This is a genomic window from Marinobacter similis (genome assembly GCF_000830985.1).
Taxonomy (GTDB): Bacteria; Pseudomonadota; Gammaproteobacteria; order Pseudomonadales; family Oleiphilaceae; genus Marinobacter; species Marinobacter similis.
In genome coordinates this window covers 1297609-1321004 of record NZ_CP007151.1, presented here as the reverse complement: position 1 = coordinate 1321004, position 23396 = coordinate 1297609, and the positions used below count along the sequence as shown (strand labels likewise).

General features: G+C 58.3%; 25 protein-coding genes and 2 pseudogenes. 8 read left to right on the top strand and 19 right to left on the bottom strand.

The genetic code is table 11. From position 1 onward, the window contains the following. The 4 genes and pseudogenes from AU14_RS06200 to AU14_RS06185 all read right to left on the bottom strand — a co-directional run bounded on the left by AU14_RS06200 (position 1) and on the right by AU14_RS06185 (position 3033). The gene (locus AU14_RS06200; protein WP_041343703.1) at positions 1-480 is read right to left on the bottom strand and encodes a hypothetical protein; all 480 of its coding nucleotides are present in this window, start codon (positions 478-480) and stop codon (positions 1-3) included. 15 nt (positions 481-495) lie between these two features. Next, the gene (locus AU14_RS06195; RefSeq protein WP_041339710.1) at positions 496-876 is read right to left on the bottom strand and encodes a DUF6152 family protein; all 381 of its coding nucleotides are present in this window, start codon (positions 874-876) and stop codon (positions 496-498) included. Positions 877-953: 77 nt separating this feature from the next. Then, positions 954-1631, bottom strand: a complete 678-nt coding sequence (locus AU14_RS06190; protein WP_041339707.1) for an SIR2 family NAD-dependent protein deacylase — start codon at positions 1629-1631, stop codon at positions 954-956. Then, positions 1631-3033 (bottom strand): annotated as a pseudogene (locus AU14_RS06185) (FAD-binding oxidoreductase). The gene AU14_RS06190 and the pseudogene AU14_RS06185 overlap by 1 nt, the downstream one beginning before the upstream one ends. A 192-nt stretch (positions 3034-3225) precedes the next feature. Here AU14_RS06185 and serA point away from each other — a divergent pair. Then, positions 3226-4455 carry a phosphoglycerate dehydrogenase gene (gene serA, locus AU14_RS06180; RefSeq protein ID WP_041339705.1) on the top strand — a complete coding sequence of 410 codons (1230 nt, stop codon included), beginning with the start codon at positions 3226-3228 and terminating at the stop codon, positions 4453-4455. Positions 4456-4520: 65 nt separating this feature from the next. Here serA and AU14_RS06175 read toward each other — a convergent pair whose 3' ends face one another. After that, positions 4521-5795, bottom strand: a complete 1275-nt coding sequence (locus tag AU14_RS06175; RefSeq protein WP_094191169.1) for a S8 family peptidase — start codon at positions 5793-5795, stop codon at positions 4521-4523. Positions 5796-6036: 241 nt separating this feature from the next. On the opposite strand from AU14_RS06175, the gene AU14_RS06170 reads away from it, so the two are divergent. Further along, a complete protein-coding gene (locus AU14_RS06170) occupies positions 6037-6318 on the top strand; it encodes a hypothetical protein (protein ID WP_041339704.1) in 282 nt (93 codons plus the stop codon). A gap of 129 nt (positions 6319-6447) precedes the next feature. Here AU14_RS06170 and AU14_RS06165 read toward each other — a convergent pair whose 3' ends face one another. Together AU14_RS06165 and AU14_RS06160 are read right to left on the bottom strand one after the other, a co-directional pair. After that, a complete protein-coding gene (locus tag AU14_RS06165) occupies positions 6448-7104 on the bottom strand; it encodes an OmpA family protein (protein WP_041339703.1) in 657 nt (218 codons plus the stop codon). A gap of 19 nt (positions 7105-7123) precedes the next feature. Further along, entirely contained in the window at positions 7124-8155 is a 1032-nt protein-coding gene (locus tag AU14_RS06160; RefSeq protein WP_041339701.1) for an alpha/beta hydrolase, read from the bottom strand. Between the two features lie 79 nt (positions 8156-8234). Here AU14_RS06160 and AU14_RS06155 point away from each other — a divergent pair, with 79 nt between their 5' ends. Continuing rightward, positions 8235-9128 carry an alpha/beta hydrolase gene (locus AU14_RS06155; RefSeq protein ID WP_041339699.1) on the top strand — a complete coding sequence of 298 codons (894 nt, stop codon included), beginning with the start codon at positions 8235-8237 and terminating at the stop codon, positions 9126-9128. On the opposite strand, the gene AU14_RS06150 is transcribed toward AU14_RS06155, so the two are convergent. Genes AU14_RS06150 through AU14_RS20880 form a run of 4 tightly spaced genes read right to left on the bottom strand, consistent with a single transcriptional unit; the run spans position 9106 to position 10280 of the window. Next, complete coding sequence (locus tag AU14_RS06150) at positions 9106-9384, bottom strand: GIY-YIG nuclease family protein (protein ID WP_041339698.1); 279 nt, start codon at positions 9382-9384, stop codon at positions 9106-9108. The genes AU14_RS06155 and AU14_RS06150 overlap by 23 nt on opposite strands. Then, positions 9374-9607: an EamA family transporter gene (locus tag AU14_RS20890; RefSeq protein ID WP_236744482.1), complete on the bottom strand. Its 234-nt coding sequence runs from the start codon at positions 9605-9607 to the stop codon at positions 9374-9376. Before AU14_RS20890 ends, AU14_RS06150 begins: the two co-directional genes overlap by 11 nt. Further along, positions 9571-9954, bottom strand: a complete 384-nt coding sequence (locus AU14_RS20885) for a hypothetical protein (protein ID WP_236744481.1) — start codon at positions 9952-9954, stop codon at positions 9571-9573. The genes AU14_RS20890 and AU14_RS20885 overlap by 37 nt, the downstream gene beginning before the upstream one ends. Beyond that, positions 9912-10280, bottom strand: coding sequence for a DMT family transporter (locus AU14_RS20880; RefSeq protein ID WP_236744480.1), 369 nt, complete (start codon positions 10278-10280; stop codon positions 9912-9914). Before AU14_RS20880 ends, AU14_RS20885 begins: the two co-directional genes overlap by 43 nt. A gap of 95 nt (positions 10281-10375) precedes the next feature. On the opposite strand from AU14_RS20880, the pseudogene dctP reads away from it, so the two are divergent. Continuing rightward, a pseudogene (dctP, locus tag AU14_RS06140) lies at positions 10376-11471 on the top strand (TRAP transporter substrate-binding protein DctP). On the opposite strand, the gene AU14_RS06135 reads toward dctP, so the two are convergent. The 3 genes from AU14_RS06135 to AU14_RS06125 form a co-directional block, all read right to left on the bottom strand. Beyond that, positions 11448-12248, bottom strand: a complete 801-nt coding sequence (locus tag AU14_RS06135) for a mechanosensitive ion channel domain-containing protein (protein ID WP_041339696.1) — start codon at positions 12246-12248, stop codon at positions 11448-11450. The pseudogene dctP and the gene AU14_RS06135 overlap by 24 nt on opposite strands. An 11-nt stretch (positions 12249-12259) precedes the next feature. After that, a complete protein-coding gene (locus tag AU14_RS06130; protein WP_052472139.1) occupies positions 12260-13474 on the bottom strand; it encodes a MarR family transcriptional regulator in 1215 nt (404 codons plus the stop codon). A 93-nt stretch (positions 13475-13567) separates the two neighbouring features. Further along, the gene (locus tag AU14_RS06125; RefSeq protein WP_041339694.1) at positions 13568-14410 is read right to left on the bottom strand and encodes a 23S rRNA (adenine(2030)-N(6))-methyltransferase RlmJ; all 843 of its coding nucleotides are present in this window, start codon (positions 14408-14410) and stop codon (positions 13568-13570) included. Positions 14411-14588: 178 nt separating this feature from the next. Here AU14_RS06125 and AU14_RS06120 point away from each other — a divergent pair, with 178 nt between their 5' ends. Next, on the top strand, positions 14589-15902 hold the full coding sequence (locus AU14_RS06120) for an MFS transporter (RefSeq protein WP_041343697.1): 1314 nt from the start codon (positions 14589-14591) through the stop codon (positions 15900-15902). Positions 15903-16071: 169 nt separating this feature from the next. Next, positions 16072-16365, top strand: a complete 294-nt coding sequence (locus AU14_RS06115; RefSeq protein WP_041339693.1) for a DUF6316 family protein — start codon at positions 16072-16074, stop codon at positions 16363-16365. Between the two features lie 187 nt (positions 16366-16552). Here AU14_RS06115 and AU14_RS06110 read toward each other — a convergent pair whose 3' ends face one another. The 5 genes from AU14_RS06110 to AU14_RS06090 all read right to left on the bottom strand — a co-directional run bounded on the left by AU14_RS06110 (position 16553) and on the right by AU14_RS06090 (position 21901). Then, positions 16553-16915, bottom strand: coding sequence for a DUF4870 family protein (locus AU14_RS06110; RefSeq protein ID WP_041339691.1), 363 nt, complete (start codon positions 16913-16915; stop codon positions 16553-16555). 149 nt (positions 16916-17064) lie between these two features. Next, positions 17065-19080 carry a PhoX family protein gene (locus AU14_RS06105; protein WP_041339690.1) on the bottom strand — a complete coding sequence of 672 codons (2016 nt, stop codon included), beginning with the start codon at positions 19078-19080 and terminating at the stop codon, positions 17065-17067. A gap of 189 nt (positions 19081-19269) precedes the next feature. After that, positions 19270-19563 (bottom strand): hypothetical protein, encoded by a 294-nt coding sequence (locus AU14_RS06100; RefSeq protein WP_236744479.1) that lies wholly within the window; start codon positions 19561-19563, stop codon positions 19270-19272. A gap of 92 nt (positions 19564-19655) precedes the next feature. Next, positions 19656-19910, bottom strand: a complete 255-nt coding sequence (locus AU14_RS06095; protein ID WP_041339688.1) for a hypothetical protein — start codon at positions 19908-19910, stop codon at positions 19656-19658. 188 nt (positions 19911-20098) lie between these two features. Further along, positions 20099-21901, bottom strand: coding sequence for an acyl-CoA dehydrogenase (locus AU14_RS06090; protein ID WP_041339686.1), 1803 nt, complete (start codon positions 21899-21901; stop codon positions 20099-20101). A gap of 233 nt (positions 21902-22134) precedes the next feature. On the opposite strand from AU14_RS06090, the gene AU14_RS06085 reads away from it, so the two are divergent. Both AU14_RS06085 and AU14_RS19620 read left to right on the top strand, forming a co-directional pair. After that, positions 22135-23115, top strand: coding sequence for a GlxA family transcriptional regulator (locus AU14_RS06085; RefSeq protein ID WP_041339684.1), 981 nt, complete (start codon positions 22135-22137; stop codon positions 23113-23115). Between the two features lie 106 nt (positions 23116-23221). Next, positions 23222-23386 carry a hypothetical protein gene (locus tag AU14_RS19620; protein WP_169745958.1) on the top strand — a complete coding sequence of 55 codons (165 nt, stop codon included), beginning with the start codon at positions 23222-23224 and terminating at the stop codon, positions 23384-23386. Positions 23387-23396: the final 10 nt, after the last annotated feature.

The following is a 23396-nucleotide window of genomic DNA, read 5'->3' as shown; positions in this document are numbered from 1 at the left end:
TCAGAAGTAGCCCACGAAGCGCCCCAGCACAAGCAACAGCAACCACACCGCCAGGGACACCAAAGCCCCGGCCCGCAGCGCCGGAGTGACGGGCCCATCTTCTGCGCCCGGGGTATACCGGGCCATAATCACCACGATATTCACCAGGCCAAGCAGCAGTACCAGCAGCTTCGCCCGGAACCAGATCGATTCCAGGTACTCAGTGGCTCGGGTGATGAACATCAGGCTGCCAGTAGTCACCGCCAGGGCCAGGCCGGCGGCCGCCGTCACCCTCAGTACCCGCCAGAATGGCTGCAGAGGCAGGCTCGACCAGAGCCCCAGCAACTTCAGATCCAGGGGGACAATCCCGCCCACCAGCAACGCAATACCGAGAATGTGTCCGGCATTGATCAGCGGATACCACCACACCGATCCGGCCAGGGCTTGCGCCAGCGCACTCTGCTCCAGAATAACCGCAAGCTCTCCCACAACCTCGGCCATGAACAATCAGCAGTCTCAGGACGAACGATCTGGGTAGAGGTTGTAATCCTTGCCATCGATGACGATGCGCTCAGCCTTGACCCGCCGTTCGTCCGGTTTGGCGGATTTGTGGCCATGAACGGTAATTATACGGCCCTCGGACAGCAGCTCCTCGGTGAGTCCCGCACGCTGGTTGCGCCACGGCTGCCCCACTTCAATCAGCCACTCCTTGCCATCGACATTAAGCGTTACCTCACCGTGGGGGTTGCCCAGGCGTTTAGCCACAATAGTGCCAGTGATTTCAAATTCCTGATCCGTAGCCCAGCCCCAGCCATGGTGCGCCATTGCCGGAATTGAACTCAGGATCAGGAAAAGAGGAAGTGCAAACCACAGAATCGAACGTGTTGAAGACCACATGATGCGTCCCTCGCATTCAGTCTTTGCCTGAGATTAGTACAGACACTGCTGATGGGACAGCTCGACCGAAAACCGGTTCAGTCCAGACTGGCAATCCAATCTGCGACGCCTTCGCAGGCACCCTTCTGGATAAAACGAGCCCTGGACACGGACGGAGGCTCGGCCGGGTCGACAACGGTGACGGGGACCCCCGGCTCCACTTCGTAGACCAGGCCGGCGGCAGGATAGACCTGAAGCGAGGTACCGACAATCAGCAGATAATCGGCGGTGCGAACCATCTCGGCCGCCGCATCCAGCATCGGCACTTCTTCACCGAACCAGACAATGTGGGGCCGTAGCTGGGCGCCGCGCTCGCAAGTTTCGCCCGGCTGAATGTCCTGATAGCCGATGTCGTAAACCAGATCCGGATGCTGGGAGCTGCGGGCTTTGGTGAGTTCACCGTGGAGGTGAATGACGTTGCTTGAGCCACCCCGCTCGTGCAGGTCATCAACGTTCTGGGTGACGATGGTTACCCGGTACCGTGACTCCAGTTCCGCCAGCAACCGGTGGGCCTGGTTGGGCTGGGCAGATTCCAGCTGGCGCCGACGGTCGTTGTAGAACCGCAGTACCAGCTCCTGGTTACGGGCAAACGCCTCCGGCGTCGCCACATCGTAGACACTGTGCTCCTCCCACAAGCCCCCGTTATCCCGGAAGGTGGAGAGACCACTTTCGGCGCTGATGCCAGCGCCGGTCAGAACCACGATGTGATCACGCATCAGTCGAAGATCTTGCCAGGATTGATAACACCATTGGGATCAAAGACCTGCTTGATTGCCTTCATATAGGCAATTTCGGCCTCGCTTCGGGTGTAATGCAAATACGGCTTCTTGGTCATGCCCACGCCGTGTTCGGCGGAGACACTGCCTCATAACGCTCAACAATCTCGAACACCCACTTGTTGACCTGCTGACACTTCTCGAAGAAGTCCTCGTTGGCCATGTCCTCGGGTTTGAGGATGTTCAGATGCAGGTTGCCGTCGCCAATGTGGCCAAACCAGATGATTTCAAAATCCGGGTAATGCTTGGTCACCACCTCATCGATTTCAGTCAGGAAGCCCGGCACCTTGGACACCACCACGGAGATGTCATTTTTATAGGGCGTGCGCGGCGCGATGGACTCGGAGATCCGCTCCCGCAGTTGCCACAGGTTCTGGGCCTGGGTTTCGCTCTGGCTGATAACGCCGTCCAGCACCCAGCCCTGCTCCACGCATTGCTCGAACAGGGCCATGGCATCGTCCATTACCTGGTCGGAAACGGCCTCGAACTCCAGCAGTGCGTAGTACGGTGCCTCGGTCTCGAACGGCGCCTGCACCTGGCCGTGGGCCAGCACATGCTGCATGGCCTGGTGCGAGAAGAACTCATACGCGGTCAGGTCGATCTGCTTCTGGAAGGTCTGCAACACGTCCATGGTGTTGGTGAGGTCGTTGAGGCCCAGCACCAGCACGGTCAGGTTGTCCGGCTGACGGGTCAGCTTCATGGTGGCTTCGGTGATGAAGCCAAGGGTGCCTTCAGCGCCAATGAACAGGTGGCGCAGATCGTAACCGGTGTTGTTCTTTTCCAGATCCTTGTTCAGTTCCAGGATATCGCCCTTGCCGGTCACCACTTTGAGTCCGGCCACCCAATCGCGGCTCATGCCGTAGCGGATCACCTTGATACCACCGGCGTTGGTGGACAGGTTGCCCCCCAGTTGACTGGAGCCCGCAGACGCGAAATCCACCGGATAGTACAAGCCGTTCTCTTCGGCCAGATTCTGCAACTGTTCGGTCACCACGCCCGCCTGGCAGTGCACGGTACGATCGCTGGCGTTGAATTCCAGGACCTGGTTCATGTTGTCGAACGCCACGACCACTTCGCCGTTGGCCGCCACCGCGCCGGCGCTCAAACCTGTACGACCACCCGACGGCACCAGCGCGACCTGATTCTCATTGGCAAACCGCACCAACGCCTGCACCTGCTCGGTGGTTTTCGGCAGCACAATGGCTGTGGGCTTGGGCGGGTAGATCTTGGTCCAATCCTTACCATACGTCTGAAGATCGTCGGGATCGGTCAGCACCTTGCCGGCATGGTCACCGGTGGCAATCAACTCTTTCAGGGAGGCGATGATTTGTTCGGAATTCATGGATAGGTCAGTCTCGTCGAGGTTGGTCCGGGGACCGGTAACCCTGCGGTTACCAAGGCCTTTTATTCAGGCAATCCGGCGCGCTGTGAAATTCTGCGTTTATGGTATCATACCGCCCCTGTTCTGTGAGCCAGCCCTGACGATCACTGGCCACAGGTCATTTCACGTGACGAAAGGTTCGGAAGCAAGCCCATGTCAAATACGTCTCTCGAAAAGAGCAAAATCCGGATCCTGCTGCTGGAAGGCGTGCATCAATCTGCGATTGATACCCTGAATGCCGCAGGCTACACCAACATCGAATATCTGACTCACTCGCTGGCCGAGGAAGACCTGATTGAGAAGATTGCCGATGCGCACTTCGTTGGGATTCGTTCGCGCACCCAACTGACTGAGAAAGTATTTGAAGCTGCCAATAAGCTGGTAGCAGTGGGATGTTTCTGTATCGGTACCAACCAGGTGAACCTGCAGGCGGCTACCCGCCGCGGCATCGCGGTGTTTAACGCGCCCTTCTCCAACACCCGTAGTGTTGCCGAGCTGGTTCTGGCCCAGGCGATTCTGCTGCTGCGCGGCGTACCTGAGAAGAACGCCAAGGCGCACCGCGGTGAATGGCTGAAATCCGCCAAGGACAGCTATGAAATTCGCGGCAAGAAGCTGGGCATCATCGGCTACGGCAACATCGGTACCCAGTTCAGTGTTCTGGCCGAGGGCCTGGGCATGGACGTCTACTTCTACGACGTTGTTTCCAAGCTGTCGATTGGTAACGCCACCCAGGTCGGCACCCTGCAGGAACTGCTGAATATTTCCGATGTGGTGAGCCTGCACGTTCCGGAAACCCCGGCTACCAAGTACATGTTCAAGGCCGAGCAGTTCGCGCAGATGAAGCCGGGCTCCATCCTGATGAACGCGTCCCGCGGCACCGTGGTCGACATCGACGCCTGCGCCGATGCCCTGAAGAGCGGCAAGCTCCTGGGTGCGGCCATCGACGTATTCCCGGTTGAGCCCAAGTCCAACACCGAAGAGTTTGTATCACCGCTGCGCGAGTTCGATAACGTGATCCTGACTCCGCACGTGGGCGGCTCTACCATTGAGGCACAGGAAAACATCGGCCGCGAAGTGGCTGAGAAGCTGGCCATGTACAGCGACAACGGCACCTCGGTATCTTCAGTAAACTTCCCGGAAGTTGCCCTGCCGTCACACCCGAACCAGCACCGTCTTCTGCACATTCACGAGAACGTGCCGGGCGTAATGTCCGAGATAAACCAGGTGTTCTCCGAGAATGGCATCAACGTGTGCGGCCAGTACCTGCAAACCAAGGAAGACATTGGTTACGTGGTCGTCGACGTGGACAAAGCCTACGGTGAGCTGGCGCTGGAGAAGCTGCTCCAGGTGAAGGGCACTATCCGCTGCCGCGTACTGTTCTAACGCAAACAGCAATGAACGGATAGTAAAAACCGGGGCCGAGGCCCCGGTTTTTTTTGGCCTGCAGCTTACTGTCGAACGCGCAACAGCAGGTTCGGAGAACCGGCCTTGATGCCCGACAGCACGTTAGACGTGGTTTGCTGCACCAGCGCCTCGTGAACGGCAGCCGGGGTCAGCTGGCCATCCGCGGCCAGCAGCAAGGCGGCGTTACCGGCAACATGGGGCGACGCCATTGAGGTGCCACTGATGGTGTTGGTCTGGTTGTCACTCTGATACCAGGCCGCTGTAATGTTGGAGCCCGGGGCGAACAGGTCCAGGCAGCTGCCATGGTTGGAAAACGAGGAGCGCTCGTCGTTGCCAGTGGTGCTGCCCACCGTGATGGCCTCAGCAACCCGGTTCGGAGAACCGCTGCAGGCGTCTGCATCATCGTTACCTGCCGCAACCACGAAGGTCACGCCCTCTTCAATGGCGCCACGCACGGCGTTGTCCAGTGCAGTCGAATTACCACCACCCAGGGACATGTTGGCAACGGCTGGGGCTTCATGGTTTTCAGCGACCCAGTCCACGCCGGCAATCACATCAGAGTTACTGCCAGCGCCGGCGCAGTTCAATACCCTGATGGGCGCGACGGCCGCGTCCTTGGCAATACCGTACTCGGTGCCCACAGCAGTACTGGATACATGGGTGCCGTGGCCATTGCAGTCAGACGTATCCTCCGGATCGCTGGCCTCACCACCCAGCAAACCGAACAGGGGCAGCCCCAGGCCACCGGCACCGGCAAAGTTGCGGCCCTGGCTCACGCGCCCGGTAAATTCTGTGTGCGAGTCTCTCAGACCGGTATCAATCACGTACACGGTCACGCCGTTGCCCGCATTGGCGGGGTAGGCGTAGCGTTCATTCAGCGGCAGGAAAGCCTGGTCCACACGATCCAGCCCCCAGGTGGCATCCTGCTGGGTTTCAGAGGCCAGAACCACACGGTCTGGCTCAACCGCCTGAACACCCGGCATCGAGGTCAGCAAAGCCGCCCGGCTTTCAGACAAGGCAACAGCGGCGCCGGTCATGGCGGTATCGTATAAGTGCAGCAAATCCCCGCCACCGGTTGCGTTTAGAAGTTGCTGTACGGCGGTTTCGAGGCTGGAGGTATTGAGCAGTGTCGGCAAAGCCGGATCCAGGGTCAGAATGAAACGCCCGGGAATCACGTCGCCAGCGGACGCAGCAGCGCCCGGTGCTTCAGTTTGGCCGATGAGCGGTCCGGCCAGGTCAGACAGTGGCCCTGCATGGGCAAGTGGCGCGGCGGCAAGCGTGATTGCGAGCGGAGCGGCAATCCATAAGGTTTTAGTCACGAGGCAAACTCCTTACTCGTTGATTCTTGTCATTAGGGTCAGCAGTGCGCGTTTTGCACGCGACTGCGCGCCCACGTTGGCACCCCACGTCACGAAAATCACGGAAATCGCCTTGAATTAGTTCCACATTTCAATAATTTAATCAGCTGTTCATGCAGTCGCCCTTGAGAATTGGCGGCCTCCCACCATGTAATAGTCAGGCGCCGAACGCGTCTGAATGTTCATCGAAAAGGAGTGACTTATGTCTTTGAAGGAATCACTGCAGCACAAACTGGAAACCCAGACCGATCACTGGAGCAAACAGGTTGAGAGCCTCCGGGCACAAGCTGAAGAGAAGATGGCCAAAGCCAAAGATGAGCAGTCCGAGGCAGAAGTTCAGCGGGAGTTTTCGGAAAAAATCCAAGCCGTTGAAGCCCAGATCGATACCGCCAAAGACAAACTGAATGAAGTGAAGGATTCCAGTGCCGACCAACTGGACAGCCTGAAGCAGCGAATCGACGACTGGCTGCCAGGTAAGAACTGATGCCGCCAGCCCTCAGGTTTTAGCGAAAAGCATTAAAAAAGGCTTCGGTTAGATACCGAAGCCTTTTTTTGTGTCATCGAATTAGCCAGCGCCCGGTTAGGGGACAATCACTAGCCGATCACGGCCTATTTACTGCATCGGAACCAGCGTCAGTTCAACTCGGCGGTTCTGCTCACGCCCGGCGGCACTGTCATTGGAAGCCAGCGGGTAGCGCTCACCATAACCCACGGCGCGGGTACGCTTGGGCGCAATGTTCTGGTTCAACAGAAAATCGCGAACGGAACCGGCGCGCTGCTCACTCAAGAGCTGGTTGTAGCTCTGGGAGCCCGAGCTGTCGGTATGACCTTCAATCTGGATGATGGTCTTGTCGAATTCCTTCAGAACCATGGCAACCGAATCCAAAGTGTCTGTGAACGACGGCTTGATGGACGACTGGTTCAGATCAAACGTGATGTTGCCAGGCATGATCAGTTCAATCTGGTCGCCATTACGGACAACACGAACACCGGAACCTTCCAGCTGACGGCGCAGCTGTGCTTCCTGCTTGTCCATGTAGTAGCCGATACCACCGCCAATCGCAGCACCACCGGCAGCACCGATCAGCGCGCCCTTGCCACGGTCACTTTTGCTGGAAGTGGCAGCACCAATGGCGGCACCGCCCAGGGCACCAATAATACTACCCTTGGTGGCACTGGAGGTCTTTTCTTCACCGGTGTACGGATCGTAAGTCATACAACCGCCAAGTCCTACGGTTGCCACCGCGAAAGCAAGAATCGTCTTTTTCACAACTATCTCCTGTGCTCTTTCATTTTCGGCCAGCTGCGTTTTTACCGGCAGTCTGTGCCGACGGGTTCGAAAATGTGTCAATGATGGTATTGAATACGGTCGCTTGCAGGTCCTGGGCTTCATTCACCAGGTGATGGCGTCCGTCCGGGATTCTCAACTCCTCTACCGATGAGAATTTATTACGGATAATCCGCAGATTGTGTTCCCAATCCACTGTCAGATCCTTCTCACCCTGCACCACGGTCACCGGAAAATCCACCGGCCGTGCAGATTCGATATGGGGCACCCAGCTGCGCAAGGCACCCACCCAGTCTACATGGACCGCCCGCGCCTGCAGTGGGTCATGCTCACGCAGGAACCGCAGGAACCGCGAATTGCCGCTGTTCGCGGAAAAGGCCCTCCGCCAGCGCGTGATGAAAGGCTTCATCAGGCTGTGCAGCACCTTCGCTCCCAACCACCCCATGGGACGCACCAGTGGCGCCAGCAATACCACCTTCCGGAAGGCCGCCGTCTCCTGACTATGACCATTAGACAGCAGGTAATCGATAAGGATCGCACCACCGGTACTCTGCCCGACCGCAAACCAGGGTTGGCGGACTTTCGGTTGCACATGTGCCATCACGTCCGACAACACACCCTGATACTCGATGAAACTGCCAATGGCGGCCGGCGTCCCGCTGGACAAACCATGGCCCGGCTGGTCGTAAGCCAACACGTCAAAACCGGCACCCAGGCATCGATCAATGAGCTGGCTGTACAGCCCGACATGATCAAAATAACCATGCAGGATGAAGACCGTGCCCCGCGGGGTAAACGACTCAGGCAGCCGGTAGTAATGCACCATGACCTGATGGCGTCCCGCCTCTACATACCCCTGATGGTAAACCACCTCGGGGTGCTCGACCCAAAGGTCCAGGCCGTAAAAGCGGCAGTAGGCGACCATCTGGTCGCTTAACTCCCTCGGAGTCGCAGGGTCAAAAGCCTCCAGCCGATCTAACAGCGAATGCCTGTCCCAATCCGGAATTTCTATGGTATCTGTTTTCCAGTACACGTAGAGTTAAACGCCTGTCATGATTGATTAATAAGCTGTTTGATCTGCAATCCTAACGCATCGCGGGGGTAGAACACAGATGCTGCAACACCTTCTTGAGACGGGCCTGCGCCAGACCATGCGACGATTGGTACGTCCGGTGCTTCACCCGGCGGTGCCAGTGCAGCTTCAACGCACCCTCACCCGTCAGGCCTATCGCAGCTCCGTGCCGCCCCGAGGGTGCCGCTTTGAGCAGGATTCCATCGGCGGCCTGCGCGTCACCCGGAGCCTGTTTGGTGACACCAGCCACGGCGTCTTACTGTATCTGCACGGCGGTGGTTTTATTATCGGTTCTGCTGCCACCCACCGCGGCCTTACCGGCCACCTGGCCAGGGCCAGCGGCTGCAGCGTGATCACACCCGACTACCGGTTAGCGCCGGAGCACCCCTTCCCGGCAGCTCTCGACGACGCCGAAGCGGTGTACTGTGCCCTGCTGGAACAGGGTGTCGCCCCGAAAAAGATTGCGGTCGCCGGGGATTCCGCAGGCGGCGGGCTAACCGTTGCACTGGCCATGCGGCTCAGAGACCGGCAACTGCCGCTGCCATCGTCACTGACGGTTTTCTCCCCTTGGGTCGACCTGACCCAGCAAAACCTGTATGCCCCGGAAATCGAACCCGTACTGCAGCCCCGATGGACCGGAAAAGCGGCCAAACTGTACAGCGGGAGTGAGGCACTGACCAATCCGCTGATCTCACCGGTTTATGGTGACCTGTCTGGCCTGCCACCGCTACTAATTCAGGCCGGTAGCGAAGAAATACTGCTCAACGATGCCGAGCGACTTGCCGCAGTGGCGCAGCGGGATGATGTGCCCACAACCCTCGAGATCTTCAACAGCCTCTGGCACGTGTTCCAGATTCACAGCGGCCAACTGGACCGGGCAACCGACGCGGTGGCCGGCGCCGGGGCTCACATCAAACGTCATCTGGCAGCCTGAGCCGGCCATTGACCAGCGCCTCTTTACGGGCCCGTGTCCACTGCTTGATCTGCCATTCAAGGCGGGATGCCCGGCTGCGATCGCCAGCCGGTGCGTGAAATACCAACGTGAGCGGCCCCTTGCCCCGAAGACTACGCGCGCCTTTCGGGGCGCCCGCCTGGTGTTCGGAAAACCGGCGTTCCACGTCGGTGGTGATGCCGGTATACAGTGCACCCCGGGCCGTCCGGACCATGTAGACAAACCATTCAGGAGCCATGGGCCAGTGCCTGCTCCCGAACCCGCACTTTTTTCTGCTGCAGCCACAGACCCGCAACGATAAGCACCAGCCCTATATAAGTAGAAGGCAGGATCTGTTCGCCCAGAATGAAGTAGATAAAGACCAGGGACAGGAACGGTGAGATGAAAATCAGGTTGCTGACCCGGGACGTGTTCTCCGCCTTTTTCATGGCGTACGACCAGAGCACGAACGCGATCCCCATTTCGAAGACCCCGACATACACGGCGGCAGCAAAGGTCCCGGGGCCGGGCAGGTTAAAGCCTCGGTCAGTCCGCAAATCACGGCAATGACCGGCAACCCGAACAGGAAGTTGAGAAACAGGCCCACCACCGGATCCCGCGTGTCCCGGGTTGCCAGTATCCAATAAGAGGCCCAGATCACGGTGCTGCCAATGGCCAGCGACACGCCCAAGGGGTCCGAAAAACTGAGCGATGTGACCGCACCCCGGGTGGCAATCACCACCACTCCGGCGTAGCACACCAGTCCGGCAAGAATGTCGGTCTTCCTCAACCGCTGTCCCAGGAAGGGCACGGACAGGTACGCCAGCACCAGGGCCACGTGTAGTTTAGCGGTTGCGCCTCCTGGGCAGGCAGGCGATCAAAGGCACCGAACAGTACAAAATAATACAGACAGGGATTGATCAGCCCCATACCGAAAGACTGGACGTACTGCCGACGGCTGAGTGAGAAGACCTGATGCCATCGGCCCTGAATCACCAGAATGATCCCGATCACCAGCACCGACGAAGTACACGCGATCAGCAGCATTTCGACCGGCGCCAACTCTCGCAGTGCCAGCTTGAAGGCGGTAGCAACGGTGGACCAAAGCAGGACAGTCGCGAGCCCATATAGCATCGCCTGCTTCTGGTTTGTCATACTCTCACTCCGACGGCAGTGGACAGGAAGGCTCCAGTCCAAATGTGTTACTTTAGCGGCAATTAAACATTCACCCCGGCTCTGGAGAACGGGATATGCGCATCACCGGCCACTGGCTTCCCTTCCTGGCAATCCTGCTGCTGTCCATGGCCGGCTGCTCTGAGAGTGAATCCACGTCATCAGGTAAGGCGACGCCGGAAACCACGCCCCCAGAATACCCCGTCACCTGGCGCTTCGCCCTGGAAGAAATTGAGGGCAGTGTACAACACGCCTATGCCCAGGCCCTAAAAGAGAGCATCGAAGATCGCTCGGATGGCAGAATCCTTCTGGACATCTTCCCCTACGGCTCTCTGGGCACCTCGGCACAGTTGACCGAGCTGGCCAAGAACGGCTCGGTACAACTGGCATTCGCCTCCCCCGGGCACCTGGCTGACCAGATTCCTGAAGTGGGCGTCTTCACCCTGCATTACCTGCTGTCCGACGACGGCAACGTGAATCGCCGTCTGCTGGCCAGTCCTGAGCTGCTGGCCATGTTCGAAACACCTTACGCCAGCCGCAACCTGAAACTGCTGGCGTTCGTGCCCGAGGCTGGATGACCTGGACCGCCAACAAGCCGCTGCGGTCACCGGCGGATTTCCAGGATCTGCGCATCCGAACCATGACCTCCGACATGGCCGCCGCCAGCTACCGCGCCTATGGCGCGCAACCCGAGCAAACCCCCTTCTCCCAGGTCTATACCGATCTTCAGCTGCGTAAAATCGACGCCCAGGCCAACCCTGTTTTCGCGATTGAAGAGATGGAGTCTACGAAGTTCAGAGCACCCTGACCATTGCCCGCCCGACTCAGTTTATTGCGTCACTGGTCACCAATCGGGACTGGTATCAGGCATTGCCAGAGAAGCAGCAGCAGTGGCTAGACAGTTCTCTGAAAGATGTCGCCGAAATAGCCTGGCGCTCTCAAGAAGAGCTGAATCAGGCACGGCTGAAAACCATGCTGGAAGGAGAGCAGCTCAAGGTAGTTGAGCTTACCGAAGAGGAACGCGCGGTCTTTGCCGAAGCCAGCCAGCCCGTCCGCCAGGACTATATTAATGCAACTGGTGAGCGGGGCACCGAGATTCTAAAACGTATCCGGCAGCTTGTGGAGACTCTGGAGAATCAGGCGCAAGAGTCAGCGAGCGAGAACGGGGGCTGACACTAGCCTGACACCCTCAAGGGCCAGGATTTCCGTGCCCCGGGCAGTCAGGTCGGTGATAAACCGAAACTGCTCCTTCGGTTCCAGCGGATAGGCCTTGAGCCGGTAACGCATGCCCCAAGATTCATTGGCGACCACAACCACGACAGGCAGCCAGGTCTTGGTGTAGGGGCTGGTGAAGGCAACGTCCCGCAGTAAATCCAACACCCGCTGCACCTTGTGGTGTGGCTCCAGATGAAATTCGGCAACACACATCAGGTTATGACCGCCGTCATTGCCGTTGGCGATCAACGCACTCCACAGCAGGTTGTGGGGCACAATAACAACGGTGTCGTCGGGCGTAACGATTTCCGCAGCCCTCGCCCCTATCGACCGAACTTCCCCGTACTGTCCATCAACCTCGATCCAATCGCCGGGACGATAAGGCATTTCATACAGCGTTACCACACCGGCAATCAGGCTGTTGGCGTAATCCTTGAAGGCAAAACCGAGGACCAGCCCCAGGCCCGCAAAGATTGCCACCATGTTTTGGAACGACGGCTCCACAATGATAGGCACCACCACGATAATGGTCACCACGATGATCAGCAGCCGGAGCAATGGCACCAGAGCTAACAAGTACAGACGGGGTTTTCCGCTGAGCCTGGCCGCCAGACGGGGCAACAGCTTCTGCGCCAACAAAATAAGGACAATGGCTGTCACGACAACCCCAAAGGCTTCCAGCAAGGCCTGGGAGGTTATTGATGACAACACCTGCTTTAACGAAGAATCATCCATGGCTCATATCCTCAAAAGGCATCGACCGGAAAGCCCCAGGTCTGCAAGTGGCGCCGTGTGGTCGGGTAGCCCAGGGCCGTCACATGCCAGCGCCCGCTGTATTCACTGCGGGCAATGATCTCGGCCCGCGCCAGCCGGGACAGCGCGTGACTTAACTGATGCGGTGATATACCGGTTACCAATTCCAGTGCGGTTTCATCCAGCCCATCGTGCAGCAGCAGTGCATGCAAAACGAAGCCGACGGAACGCTCCCGGCTCTGGGGCATGATCGGTAAGCTCAACTGATCCAATGGAATCACCCAGCAACACCGGGATTGTTTCCTGCTGTTTTGATCGGATTGATCGGTACTCTGCGGTGAAGCGCCTTCGGCACCCTCTTCCGGTTCGGCTCGAAGCGCTCTGCGCCAGATCGCCAGAGCAACCCCGCCGTTGCCCCGGGAGGTCGCAGCCAGGTCCCTCAAGAGCCCGCTGCGCTTGACCTTTTCACCGTCAATCTGCTCGTCCAGTGGCAGCACGTAACGTCCGTCGTGGGTCATTCGGGCCGTTACCGGGGGGCGGCTATTGCGTTCGCTCAAGTGCGCGAGCCACGCACCAAGCAAACTGCTATCGAGTGGTGCCGGGGTGCTCGGTGCCAGATTCAGGTCCGGTATGTAATTGACCCAAAACTGCCAACACCAGCTTGAGCAGCCAACGATGCCCTGGCCGGCATCGCCAGCAGCGATGCGTCGAAACAGTTCGCGAATGAGCGCCAGGCCCGACATGTGGCGAAGCCAGAAGTCCGCCAGCTCTGGAATCACCCAGGGACGAGTCAATTCCTGCGCGTCCCACCAATGCGCCGCTTCGTCCTCGTTCATCAGCAAGTTTTGTGGCGGCGCAATGACACAATGGCCTTCCCCCGGCGCGCCGCCAGCAATATTGGCGAGCGGCCAGCGCGCCAGGGCCTCCCGAACACCTGAAAACGGCGGGGCTACCAAAAGCGCCACTGCACGGGGATTGGCGGATTCGGCCCGGTTCTGCTCAATCTTCTGAGCCAGCGCTTGAGCCAACGCGGAAAAATCCGGTTCGGGGGCAAATCGTTGGCGCTGTTGATCCGACAAGTCCGGAAGATCGTCGAGACTCTGAAACGCCCCGTCATCCCCGGCCATGTGGAGCTGGACTAAAATGTGGTGCAGCCCGTCTTTGAGCGAGCGGTGAACAGAGATTTCAGGGATTTCCCACTGTTCCATGGGAACCAATCCGCCCGGCAAACAGGGCGGTTGGGTTTGCGCGTCCTTTGATTCGACCAATCAAACTACTCCTGCAACGGTCGTGGCCCTATCCTACTCCGGCACCAGCCAGTCCATTTGGTGGCTGACACCGAGGCCTTTCGGGCCCTCCTTGATCTCTTCGATCATCGCCGACAGGCGATCATCAAAACCCCAGGGCGGGTTAACCACCAGCATGCCTGAGCCGGTCATGCCGCGCTCCGGCCGCTGTTCAAGATAAACCTCACTTCGCAGCACCTTCCGGACTGAACCCTGCCGCACTGCATCGATCAGTTCCTGCTGGAGCCCACTGGTCAGTATGGGGTACCAGATAAGATAGACGCCGTGACGGCATTTCTGCCACGCCTTTTGCAGAGTTGCCGCGACATCCGCGTATTCGGATTTGATCTCATAAGACGGATCAATCAGAACCAGCAGCCGTGGCTGCCGGGGAGGAAGTTGATTGAGCATGCCTGACAGGCCATCGGACTTTACCACCCGAATTTTCGGGGACGATGCCCAATCAGACAGTCGCTCACTTTCCGTTGGGTGCAATTCAAAGGTAACCAGTGAATCATCGTCCCGCAAAAAATGACGAAACCAGGCCGGCGATCCCGGGTAACGTTTGAGCTGGCCTACCTTTCCGTTCAGGCCAGCCAGAACACTGAGCATTGGTTGCCAGTCCGATGAACTGAGGCGTTCGCGTGCCTCCCAGAGCTTCTGTATACCGCTATCCGCTTCACCGGTTTTTCGGGCCCGCTCGCTACCAAGATCATAAACAGCACTGCCAGCGTGAGTATCCATGAAGGCAATCCCGGACTTCTTGGACTGCATCATGGTGGCGGCCAGTGCCAAAGCTGAGTGCTTTTGAACGTCAGCAAAATTGCCAGCGTGAAAGGCATGAAGATAACTGAGCATAGATCGGTTCCCTGTTTCAGGCGCCCATTAAGCACCAAGCAAAAACGTCAGGCAAGCAAGTAGCCTGGGATGAACCTGGCTACTTTTGGTCTGCGCACGCCACCGCAACGTACATCGGGGTTCAGGGGTATTTGAAGTACTGGTATCCTTGCCGCTCACTTGCCCCGAGGACATCGGTTTGCCCAAGCAGAACTCTGACACTCTTGACCAACTCTATAGCCTGATTGCCAATGAGGAAGATGCACGGGTTTGCAAAGACATTCCCGCCGAAGCCTGCCGGGAAGTGCCCCGAAACTTCTTTCTGATTCTGGCGAGCAACGTGCTGACCAAACTCGGTGACCTGCTGACCAGCCCGAAAACTGTGCTTGCCTGGTTAATGAGTGCCGTTGGCGCGCCGGCCCTGGTGGCCTGGCTGGTCCCCATTCGGGAGTCCGGCTCCATGGTTCCGCAGATGGTGATCGGGGCCTGGGTCCGGCAGAAGGCGGTTCGCAAGTGGTTCTGGACCCTGGGCAGTTTTGGCCAGGCTCTCAGTGTCTTAGGCATGGCTGCCAGCGTCTGGTTCCTTCAGGGCTATGCTGCTGGCGCTGGCATCGTGGCCTGCCTGATTGCTTTCTCCCTCGCCCGTGGATTTTGTTCCGTATCCATGAAAGATGTTCAGGGCAAGTGCATCCCGAAGACCCGCCGGGGCCGCCTTTCAGGGCTAGCTACCACCCTCGGGGGCACGGCGACGGTGATCATGACGGTGCTCCTTTTCTGGGATCGGGGCGACCCTAGCCTGGCCTTCTACAGCGCACTGCTTGTGCTCGCTGCCGGCCTGTGGGTCGTCGCCGGATTCCTGTTTGCCGGCGTGGACGAATACGCAGGTGAAACCGGTGGCGGTGGCAACGCCCTCAAGGATGCAGTGCAAAGTCTGTCGCTGTTGCGCGATGACGCGCCCTTCCGGCACTTTGTGATCACCCGGGCCCTGCTTCTGTGCTCGGCCCTGGCTTCCCCCTATTTTGTGGTACTCGCCCAGAAGGAATCCGACATTGGCTGGATGCTGGGTGTTTTCCTGCTGGCAAGCAGCCTGGCGAGCTCCGTGAGTGCCAGCTTCTGGGGTTGGATGGCCGACACCTCGAGCCGCCGGGTGATGATCCGGGGCGCGGCCATGGCCAGCGGCGTCTGCCTGGTGGTTGGCATCAGCACCCTCATTTTCGGAACCGACTTTGCCGGCGTCTGGTTCTACCCTATCGCCTTTTTCTGCCTGAGCATTGCCCACGCCGGCGTCCGGCTGGGCCGGAAAACCTATCTGGTGGACATGGCGGGAGGCAACAAACGCACCGACTACACTTCGGTCAGCAATACCGTCATTGGTGTTCTTTTATTAGTGACCGGAGGCCTCACCGCCGTCGTATCACTTGTGTCAGAGGTTGCGGTGATTCTGGTGCTTGGTCTGATGGGGTTTGCGGGTATGGTCAGTGCCCTGAAATTAAAGGAAGTAACGAACGATTGACCTTTATTTTTGTGATAGATGTCACAATTATCAATGTTTTTGGAACCAATTTGCTTCATCTTACGTGAAGTAACACATCCGCTGCCACGGAGCTGGGTAACGGGCTAAAACAAAAAGGACCGGTTGTTCCACTGCGTAGCCAAATCATGCGCTACAGAGAGGCAGAGAAATGCGAACAGGTACATCAATTCCCAGCGAACATCGTGGTCGTTTACTGCACACCATATATGGCTGGTACGCCCTTACCCGTGAACAGGCAGACCTCGGCCCCTTCGACACAGCCGAAAAAGCTTCCCGTGCACTCACCCGGCACATTCACATCTACAGAGGCCTGAACAACCGTAACCCGGACGATCAGGCACGCATGCACCTTCACGATACCGAGCACTGCCAGAGAAACAACTGCGCTCTGTGTGTCGAGGCCAAAGTGGCCCAGCACTCTATGATGCTGGTTGCGGTATGACCCCCGAACGCGGCCCGGAGCCAATGCACCAGCCTAGTCTGGTGCCCCCGCACCGCAGGGCCCGGGTAGCGTTCGCGTTTCTGATTTTCTCGCTAGGCCTGTGTTTTCTGAGTTACGTCAGCACGCTATGAGCGAAAAAATTCAGTTATCTGAAGCGCTCGAACCGCAGATCCATGGTGCCTGCCCATCAGAGAGTCTTGCCCTCGTTCAAGGCCAGGGCGCCTTTGACGATTCGGTAAATAATCCAGATTGAGATACCCAGCAGAATAAACCAGCCAATGACCAGCGGCATGGTCACGATTCCGACAACTGTCCACAGCAGCCCGATCCAGAAGGTCCGGATCTGCCACCGGAAGTGCGATTCAACCCAGGTATTGCGGACATCGTCCAGCTTGACGTAGTTGATGATCACGCCCACCAACCCGGTGATGCCTCCAACAAAAAACGACAACGCCTGAAGTATGTAAACCACCACGGCCAGATTACGGGCCGGGTCGGAACGACGCGCTACGGGATCGGGATTTGCAGGAATATGCTCCGGTGCGGCCAAGATATCGCCTCCTTAAATGGACTACCTTGGCAGTCTATCACGGCCCCGAAGTACCCTAGCAAAACAAAAAACCGCAAAGCGGACTGGCCCCTCGGAAGTACCAGCTCGCTTTGCGGCAGCTTGAAAAAGTTACCCGCTTAGATTTGAACTTACGCCCCGATCACGCCCCCATCGTTGCGAGTCACGATCACCGTGGCATCCCGGGGATGGTCGCCCTCAGCGCCAAAGGGCCAGTTGGCATCCGGATGCTGGATGTTCACAAACATGGTTTTCACATCGGGCGTGGTCACCACACCGGTGACTTCGCAACCCACCGGCCCCACGAAGAAACGCTTGATCTCGCGGGTGACCGGATTGGCCGCCAGCATCATGTTGTTCTGGTAGGGCTCGGCGTCAGAACCATCGGTCTGGATCCACAGACGGCCGTTGTAGTCGAACCACAGGCCATCCGGGCTATTGAAGATGTTGTCGTCGTCCAAGGTGACGACTGCCTCACCGTCGACAACCGTTTCGGTGCCCTGCTCGCCGCCAAAGACAAAGATATCCCAGTCAAAGCTGATCGCAGCATGGTCGTTGTTCTCTTCCGTCCACCGAATAATATGGCCAGTGCGGTTTTCCGCCTGGGGGTTGGCGGCGTCGGTCTGCTCTTCAGTCCGGTTGGAGTTATTGGTCAGGGTGAAGTAAACCTCACCGGTGTTCGGATCCACAGCGCCCCATTCCGGGCGGTCCATCGGCGTGGCGCCGGCGATGTCGGCGGCCAGGCGAGTGTTCAGCAGAACGTCAGCCTGATCCTCGAAGCCATCGAAATCGATATCACCAACCATGGTTCTTTCGGCAGCAGCCACCTTAGCGGCGAAGTCCGCATCTTCAAGGGACAGGGCCAGCCATTCCCCGCTGCCGTCGTCATTAAACTTGGCGACGTAGAGGGTGCCCTCATCCAGCAGATAACCACCAGCGGTTGCTGCCGAGTATGGCTGGGACGAGACAAACTTATAAATGTACTCGAAGCGGGAATCGTCACCGGAGTAGCACACCACCGGCTTGCCTTCGGTTACCGGTGCGAAGATCACCCCCTCGTGGCCGAAACGGCCCAGGGCTGTGCGCTTCTGAGGCTTGGCTTCCGGGGTGAACGGGTCAATTTCCACCATGTAGCCGTAGGTGTTAGCTTCATTGCGGTAGTCTGTGTCTGGATCTCCAAGACCCGGCGTCACGTCAAAACGTACGTATTCGTCGGCACCACTATCGGCCAGTTCCCAATCGTAACGGCTGGAATTACCAACACCATGACGAGTCTGTTCGCGCGGCTGGTCAGGATTGCTGTTGGCAAAATAGCCGTGCCAGTTTTCCTCGGCGGCCAGGTAGGTGCCCCAGGGGGTCGGACCCATGGCGCAGTTATTCAGCGTGCCCCGGGTCTCGGTGCCGGTCGGGCTGAACTTGGTCACTAATTTGGCGTTACCACGAACCGGGCCACGAATGTCCATCTCGGTGCCACCGGTAATTCGGCGATTGAATGGGCTGCCAAACACCACGTCCCATGTGCCTTCGCTGTCCTGCTTGATGTGTACCACGGAGACACCGTGAGCGGCGATTTCCTTGCGCACCTCGTCGGCAGGACGCTCACCGGCGACATAGGTTGCGCCATTCTGGTGCAAGGCAGCCTGATTGATGTACTCGTGGTTCATCACCAGCAGGCCTTCGGTGGAGCTGTTGCCCCCGGCCTTCTGGTCAATCGGGAAGAAATGAAGCCCATCGTGGTGCATGCCCACCTGCTGTTCCTGCTCGGCGCCGGTGCTAGAGGCATCGGCTCGGAACTCAGGGTAAGACCCGGTAATCGGGGTGCCCCAGGGCAGAAATGCCGTGGCAGAATAGCCCTCGGGAACAACAACCTGATTGGCATTGGACACGGGGACGGCCTTGAAGCCCAGCTCGGTCTGCGCGTTGGCCGCGGAACCGGCGCTGTCATCATCGCCGTCACTGTCACTGTCACAACCGACCAGAGTCATGCCCATGATACTGGCGAGCGCCGCACCCACGGTGCCTTTCATGACTGCACGACGCTTCAGCCGGGCAGCCAGCACTTCATGGAACGGGTTGTTGCCGGTCTGGTTGACGACCGGTTCGTAATTCGGATCCAGGTAGTTCGGATCAAGATCGTGCTTGGCCATGATTCCCTCTCTTATCAGAACAGACGTTCGTTATTGAGGGATCAGTTTCGACAGGAATTGTGACAACGGAGAAACAGGAACAAGTCGAAACCGTTACTGTTTTTTGACAAGGGTCTTTGCACGCTGGTTCGTGCACAACTCTTTTCTCCAGACGCAAAAAAACCGGCACAGGAGACCTGTGCCGGTTCTTCATACCCATTTACTGAGTAGCTTCATCGTAGCCTTCTTCCATGGCTTCACCTGCTTCTTCAGCAGCCTCGCCACTTCTTCGGCTGTATCTTCAACGGCGTCCTCGGTCTGCTCCCAGGCGCTTTGGCCAGTCGCATCCTCGTAGGTGTTCTCGGCCGCATCGCCGGCATCGTCCATCATCTCTTCGGCGTTATCGGCAGCCTGATCCATATCGACGCCTTCGTCCTCGGAGCTGCAGGCGGCAAGACCCAGTGTCATGGCAAATGCCAGCGCGCTCAGTGTGAACTTGTTCATAACCATGTCCCTCTGTTGGTCCGTGATAAAACAACATCAGGTTACGGTTACACACCGCCACATACAATTACTCGGGAATTACCGTTTGGTTACTAACGACTTACGGCAAGGGTGCGACCATCCAGGGTGATGATGTGGTCAAGACTGACCATACTGCCCCGGCCCAGCAGAATATATTCATGGCCAGCCCGGCTGAACAGGTCCCTGATGACATCGTGAACCATGCGGATCTGGCCAGCGCTGTCGCGATAGACCACTTCCGCCAGCCGTCCAGACGTGAGGTATTCCACCAGCATTCCCTGCACGCTCCAGTGCACGGCGGCCGAAGACGCATTGGGTGTTGTCATGGCTAATCCATCCTTGTGGTTGAGTGATTCTTTTTATTGGGACTCAACATGCCGAGACACATCCGCAGCGGCGGACCCGTAAAGTCTGGCTCACAGTGATGAATTTCGCCACTTACCGGCCGCCGCTATGACGGCCGACACTATTTAGTTCGCGTTAGTTCGTGGCTAGCGGCTCTTGGCCTATCGCTTCAGAACCACTCCGTTTTCATCGCCAGGCAGGTGTCGTCCTGGTTCTTGAGCAATACCAGGTCCTGGGCCACAGTGGGCAGTTCCCAATGGAAGAAATACTGCGCCGCCTGAATCTTGCCCTGGTAGAAATTGCGCTCATTGTCGTTGCTCACGGTCGCCAGCGCCTTCTCCGCTGCATTCGCCTGGCGCAGCCACATCCAGGACACGATGATGTGGCCAAACAGGTGCAGGTAGCACGAAGCGTTGGCCAACACCCGGTCCGGATTCTCACTCATCAGTGACTTACCCAGGCTCTGGGTGACTTTCACTGCCTGCTGCAGGGTTTCACTCAAGGACAGCGCCCACTGCTGACAGCGATCGGATGTAGCGGCCTCGAGGTCCAGCTGCATTTCCTGCATCAGCAGCTGCAGGCCGTGACTCTGGTCCTGCCAGATCTTGCGCCCGAGTAGGTCCAGGGCCTGAATGCCGTTGGTGCCTTCATGAATAGGGTTCAGACGGTTGTCGCGCCAGCATTGCTCCACCGGATACTCCCGGGTATAACCGGCACCACCGTAAACCTGGATCGCCAGATCATTGGCTTTTGGCCCGTACTCGGAAGGCCACGCCTTGATCACCGGAGTCAGCAGGTCCAATAGTTTGCCAGCTTCCTGTCGCTTCTGCTCATCCGGGTGAGTGTGCTGGTCGTCCATCAGCCGCGCGCCATACAGGCACAGCGCCAGGCCACCTTCGCTGTAGGCCTTCTGGGCCAGCAACATGCGACGCACGTCGGCGTGCTCGATGATCGGCACCTGAGGTGCTTCCGGGTTCTTTTCCGACGGCTTGCGACCCTGCAGCCGGTCCTTGGCATACTCCAGGCTGTGCATATAGCCGCGATAACCGATGACAGCCGCACCGAAACCAACGCCCACGCGGGCCTCGTTCATCATCTGGAACATGTACTTCAGGCCCTGGTGCGGCTCGCCCACCAGATAGCCATGGCACGGAGCGTCATCACCAAAGCTCAATGCGGTGGAGGTGGTACCGCGGTAGCCCAGCTTGTGAATCAGCCCGGCCAGGTTCACCCCGTTGCGTTCGGTGGCGTTACCGTCCTCATCCACCACGAACTTGGGCACGATGAACAGCGAGATGCCTTTAACCCCGGCCGGTGCACCCTTAATCTTGGCCAGCACCATGTGCACGATGTTCTCCGTCAGCGACTGTTCGCCGCCGGAGATGTAGATTTTCGCGCCCTTGATCAGGTAGTCGCCGTCGTCGGTTGGTGTCGCCGAGGTGCGGATGTCCGCCAGCGACGAACCGGCGTGGGGCTCAGTCAGCGCCATGGTGCCGGTAAAGCGACCTGACAGCATGTGCGGCAGGTAAGTTTGCTGCTGCTGTTCGTTACCAAACACCCGAATGAGGTTGGCCGCAGCGGTGGTCAGGAACGGATAACCGGCCGTGCCTGGGTTGGCTGCGGTGAAGAAGCCGTTGCAGGCCGCCATGACTGATTCCGGCAGCTGCATTCCACCCAGATCGTAGTCGTAGCGCCCGGCAATGAACCCGGCCTCGGCATAGGCGTCAAAAGCCTCTTTGACGGCCGGGAGCATTTCCACGGCACCATCCACGAATTTTGGCTCGTCTTTGTCGGCGGCGCTGTTGTGGGTGGCAAACTTGTCCCGGGCGATGCGGTCGGCGGTTTCAACCACGGCATCGAAGGTGTCACGGCTGTGCTCACTGAAGCGCTCGCGTTCAGTCAGAGTCTCGGTATCGAGGACTTCGTAGAGCTGAAACGCCAGGTCGCGGCGATCGATCAGGGTGTCGGTCATTGTGCTTCTCCTTTTAATGGCACACAGAGTGTCACAGCGACAAGGGTTAGAAAACCGGCATTTATGACATAATATTGGCCAATATCGCCAATTAGTTGAACCGCCCGGCTGCCGACGCGGGTATTGTTCCCGGGACACGCTGTAAATACGTCCCTGTACGCTTGCGTGCAGCATCCCTGCTGCACACAGTCCCGGAAACAATACCCGCACCAGCACCCTACTTTGGAGGCATCATGCACAGTGTTGCGGTAATTGGTTTCGACGGCGCCCTTGCCAGCGCCATAACGGGGATTATTGACCTGTTCCGTCTGGCCGGTGTGACCTGGGCCAGAATCCACGGCGAACCGCCCGAACCGCTGTTCCGAACCCGCCTTCTCACCGAGAACGGCGATCCCTGCCGCTGCATCAATGGCATCACCCTGCTGGCCGATGGCAGCTGGAATGATGGTGAGTTGTCGCCGGCGGATATCATTATCGTGCCCACCATTGGCGCCCCCATCATCGACGTGCTCACACACAACCGGCAGCTGGTGGGCTGGTTATCGCAACAGGACAGCGCTCCAAAGCTGTTGGCGAGTAATTGCACCGGAGCGTTTCTTTTGGCGGAGGCGGGGCTGCTGAATGGCCGCGAGGCAACCACCCACTGGGGCTTCAGCAATCAGTTCCGTCAGCGTTATCCGGGGGTAATCTGCCGGCCGGAAAAGCTGGTGACGGTTGATGGCGACATTGCCTGTGCCGGCGGTGGCATGGCCTGGTGGGATCTGGGGGTGTATCTGGTGGAGCGTTACGCCGGACCAGATGCGTCCCGGCAGCTGGCCAAGGCGTTTGTGATTGACGCCGGGCGTACCAGCCAGGCGCCGTACAGCGCCCTTCAGGCAAAACGCTACCACGCCGACGCTACGGTCCTGCAGCTGCAGGACTGGCTGGACAGTCACTTCACCCAAACCATTGCGTTATCGGAACTCGCTCATCAGGCGGGTCTTAGCGAGCGCTCTCTGTTGCGGCGCTTCAAGGCGGCCACTGGCGACACCCCGAACACCTATTTGCAGTTGCTGCGGGTGGAGCACGCCCGTCATCATCTGGAAACATCGCGACGGCCAATTGACGAAATAATAAACACTGTCGGATATGAGGATGTCAGCTCATTCAGCCGGCTGTTCCGGAAGCACACTGGCTTGGCGCCTGGCGCCTACCGTTCAAGATTTGGCCGCTAGCTCTGTAACACATGGCCCACGTTATGCATCTTTATCAGTGGAAGGCCGATATTTGGCGCTACTCGTAAAAGATTTTGACACAGGTGTTAAAGTGGGGGAGGTAGCCATGGACACACCGATGAAACAAAGCCAAGCCGATATTCTCAGCCGGCTCTATGACATGAAGCAGAAGCAGCTGGCACATGCGCTGCAACAGGGCAACAGCCTGCATTGCCAGGTTCTGGAGGCCGAGGCCGAAGCAATATCCAACGCGCTGAAAGCCGCCCGGTAACCTGACTGAC

Bases quoted from the DNA above. Each gene is read 5' to 3' on its own strand.
- AU14_RS06105 (WP_041339690.1), bottom strand. From the start codon at position 19,080: ATGGCCAAGCACGATCTTGATCCGAACTACCTGGATCCGAATTACGAA.
- AU14_RS06195 (WP_041339710.1), bottom strand. From the start codon at position 876: ATGTGGTCTTCAACACGTTCGATTCTGTGGTTTGCACTTCCTCTTTTC.
- AU14_RS06200 (WP_041343703.1), bottom strand. From the start codon at position 480: ATGGCCGAGGTTGTGGGAGAGCTTGCGGTTATTCTGGAGCAGAGTGCG.
- AU14_RS06085 (WP_041339684.1), top strand. From the start codon at position 22,135: ATGCACAGTGTTGCGGTAATTGGTTTCGACGGCGCCCTTGCCAGCGCC.
- AU14_RS20880 (WP_236744480.1), bottom strand. From the start codon at position 10,280: ATGACAAACCAGAAGCAGGCGATGCTATATGGGCTCGCGACTGTCCTG.
- AU14_RS06100 (WP_236744479.1), bottom strand. From the start codon at position 19,563: ATGAACAAGTTCACACTGAGCGCGCTGGCATTTGCCATGACACTGGGT.
- AU14_RS06130 (WP_052472139.1), bottom strand. From the start codon at position 13,474: ATGGAACAGTGGGAAATCCCTGAAATCTCTGTTCACCGCTCGCTCAAA.
- AU14_RS06155 (WP_041339699.1), top strand. From the start codon at position 8,235: ATGCTGCAACACCTTCTTGAGACGGGCCTGCGCCAGACCATGCGACGA.
- AU14_RS20890 (WP_236744482.1), bottom strand. From the start codon at position 9,607: ATGGGGATCGCGTTCGTGCTCTGGTCGTACGCCATGAAAAAGGCGGAG.
- AU14_RS06150 (WP_041339698.1), bottom strand. From the start codon at position 9,384: ATGGCTCCTGAATGGTTTGTCTACATGGTCCGGACGGCCCGGGGTGCA.
- AU14_RS06170 (WP_041339704.1), top strand. From the start codon at position 6,037: ATGTCTTTGAAGGAATCACTGCAGCACAAACTGGAAACCCAGACCGAT.
- AU14_RS06135 (WP_041339696.1), bottom strand. From the start codon at position 12,248: ATGGATGATTCTTCGTTAAAGCAGGTGTTGTCATCAATAACCTCCCAG.
- AU14_RS06190 (WP_041339707.1), bottom strand. From the start codon at position 1,631: ATGCGTGATCACATCGTGGTTCTGACCGGCGCTGGCATCAGCGCCGAA.
- AU14_RS19620 (WP_169745958.1), top strand. From the start codon at position 23,222: ATGGACACACCGATGAAACAAAGCCAAGCCGATATTCTCAGCCGGCTC.
- AU14_RS06115 (WP_041339693.1), top strand. From the start codon at position 16,072: ATGCGAACAGGTACATCAATTCCCAGCGAACATCGTGGTCGTTTACTG.
- serA (WP_041339705.1), top strand. From the start codon at position 3,226: ATGTCAAATACGTCTCTCGAAAAGAGCAAAATCCGGATCCTGCTGCTG.
- AU14_RS06125 (WP_041339694.1), bottom strand. From the start codon at position 14,410: ATGCTCAGTTATCTTCATGCCTTTCACGCTGGCAATTTTGCTGACGTT.
- AU14_RS06090 (WP_041339686.1), bottom strand. From the start codon at position 21,901: ATGACCGACACCCTGATCGATCGCCGCGACCTGGCGTTTCAGCTCTAC.
- AU14_RS06095 (WP_041339688.1), bottom strand. From the start codon at position 19,910: ATGACAACACCCAATGCGTCTTCGGCCGCCGTGCACTGGAGCGTGCAG.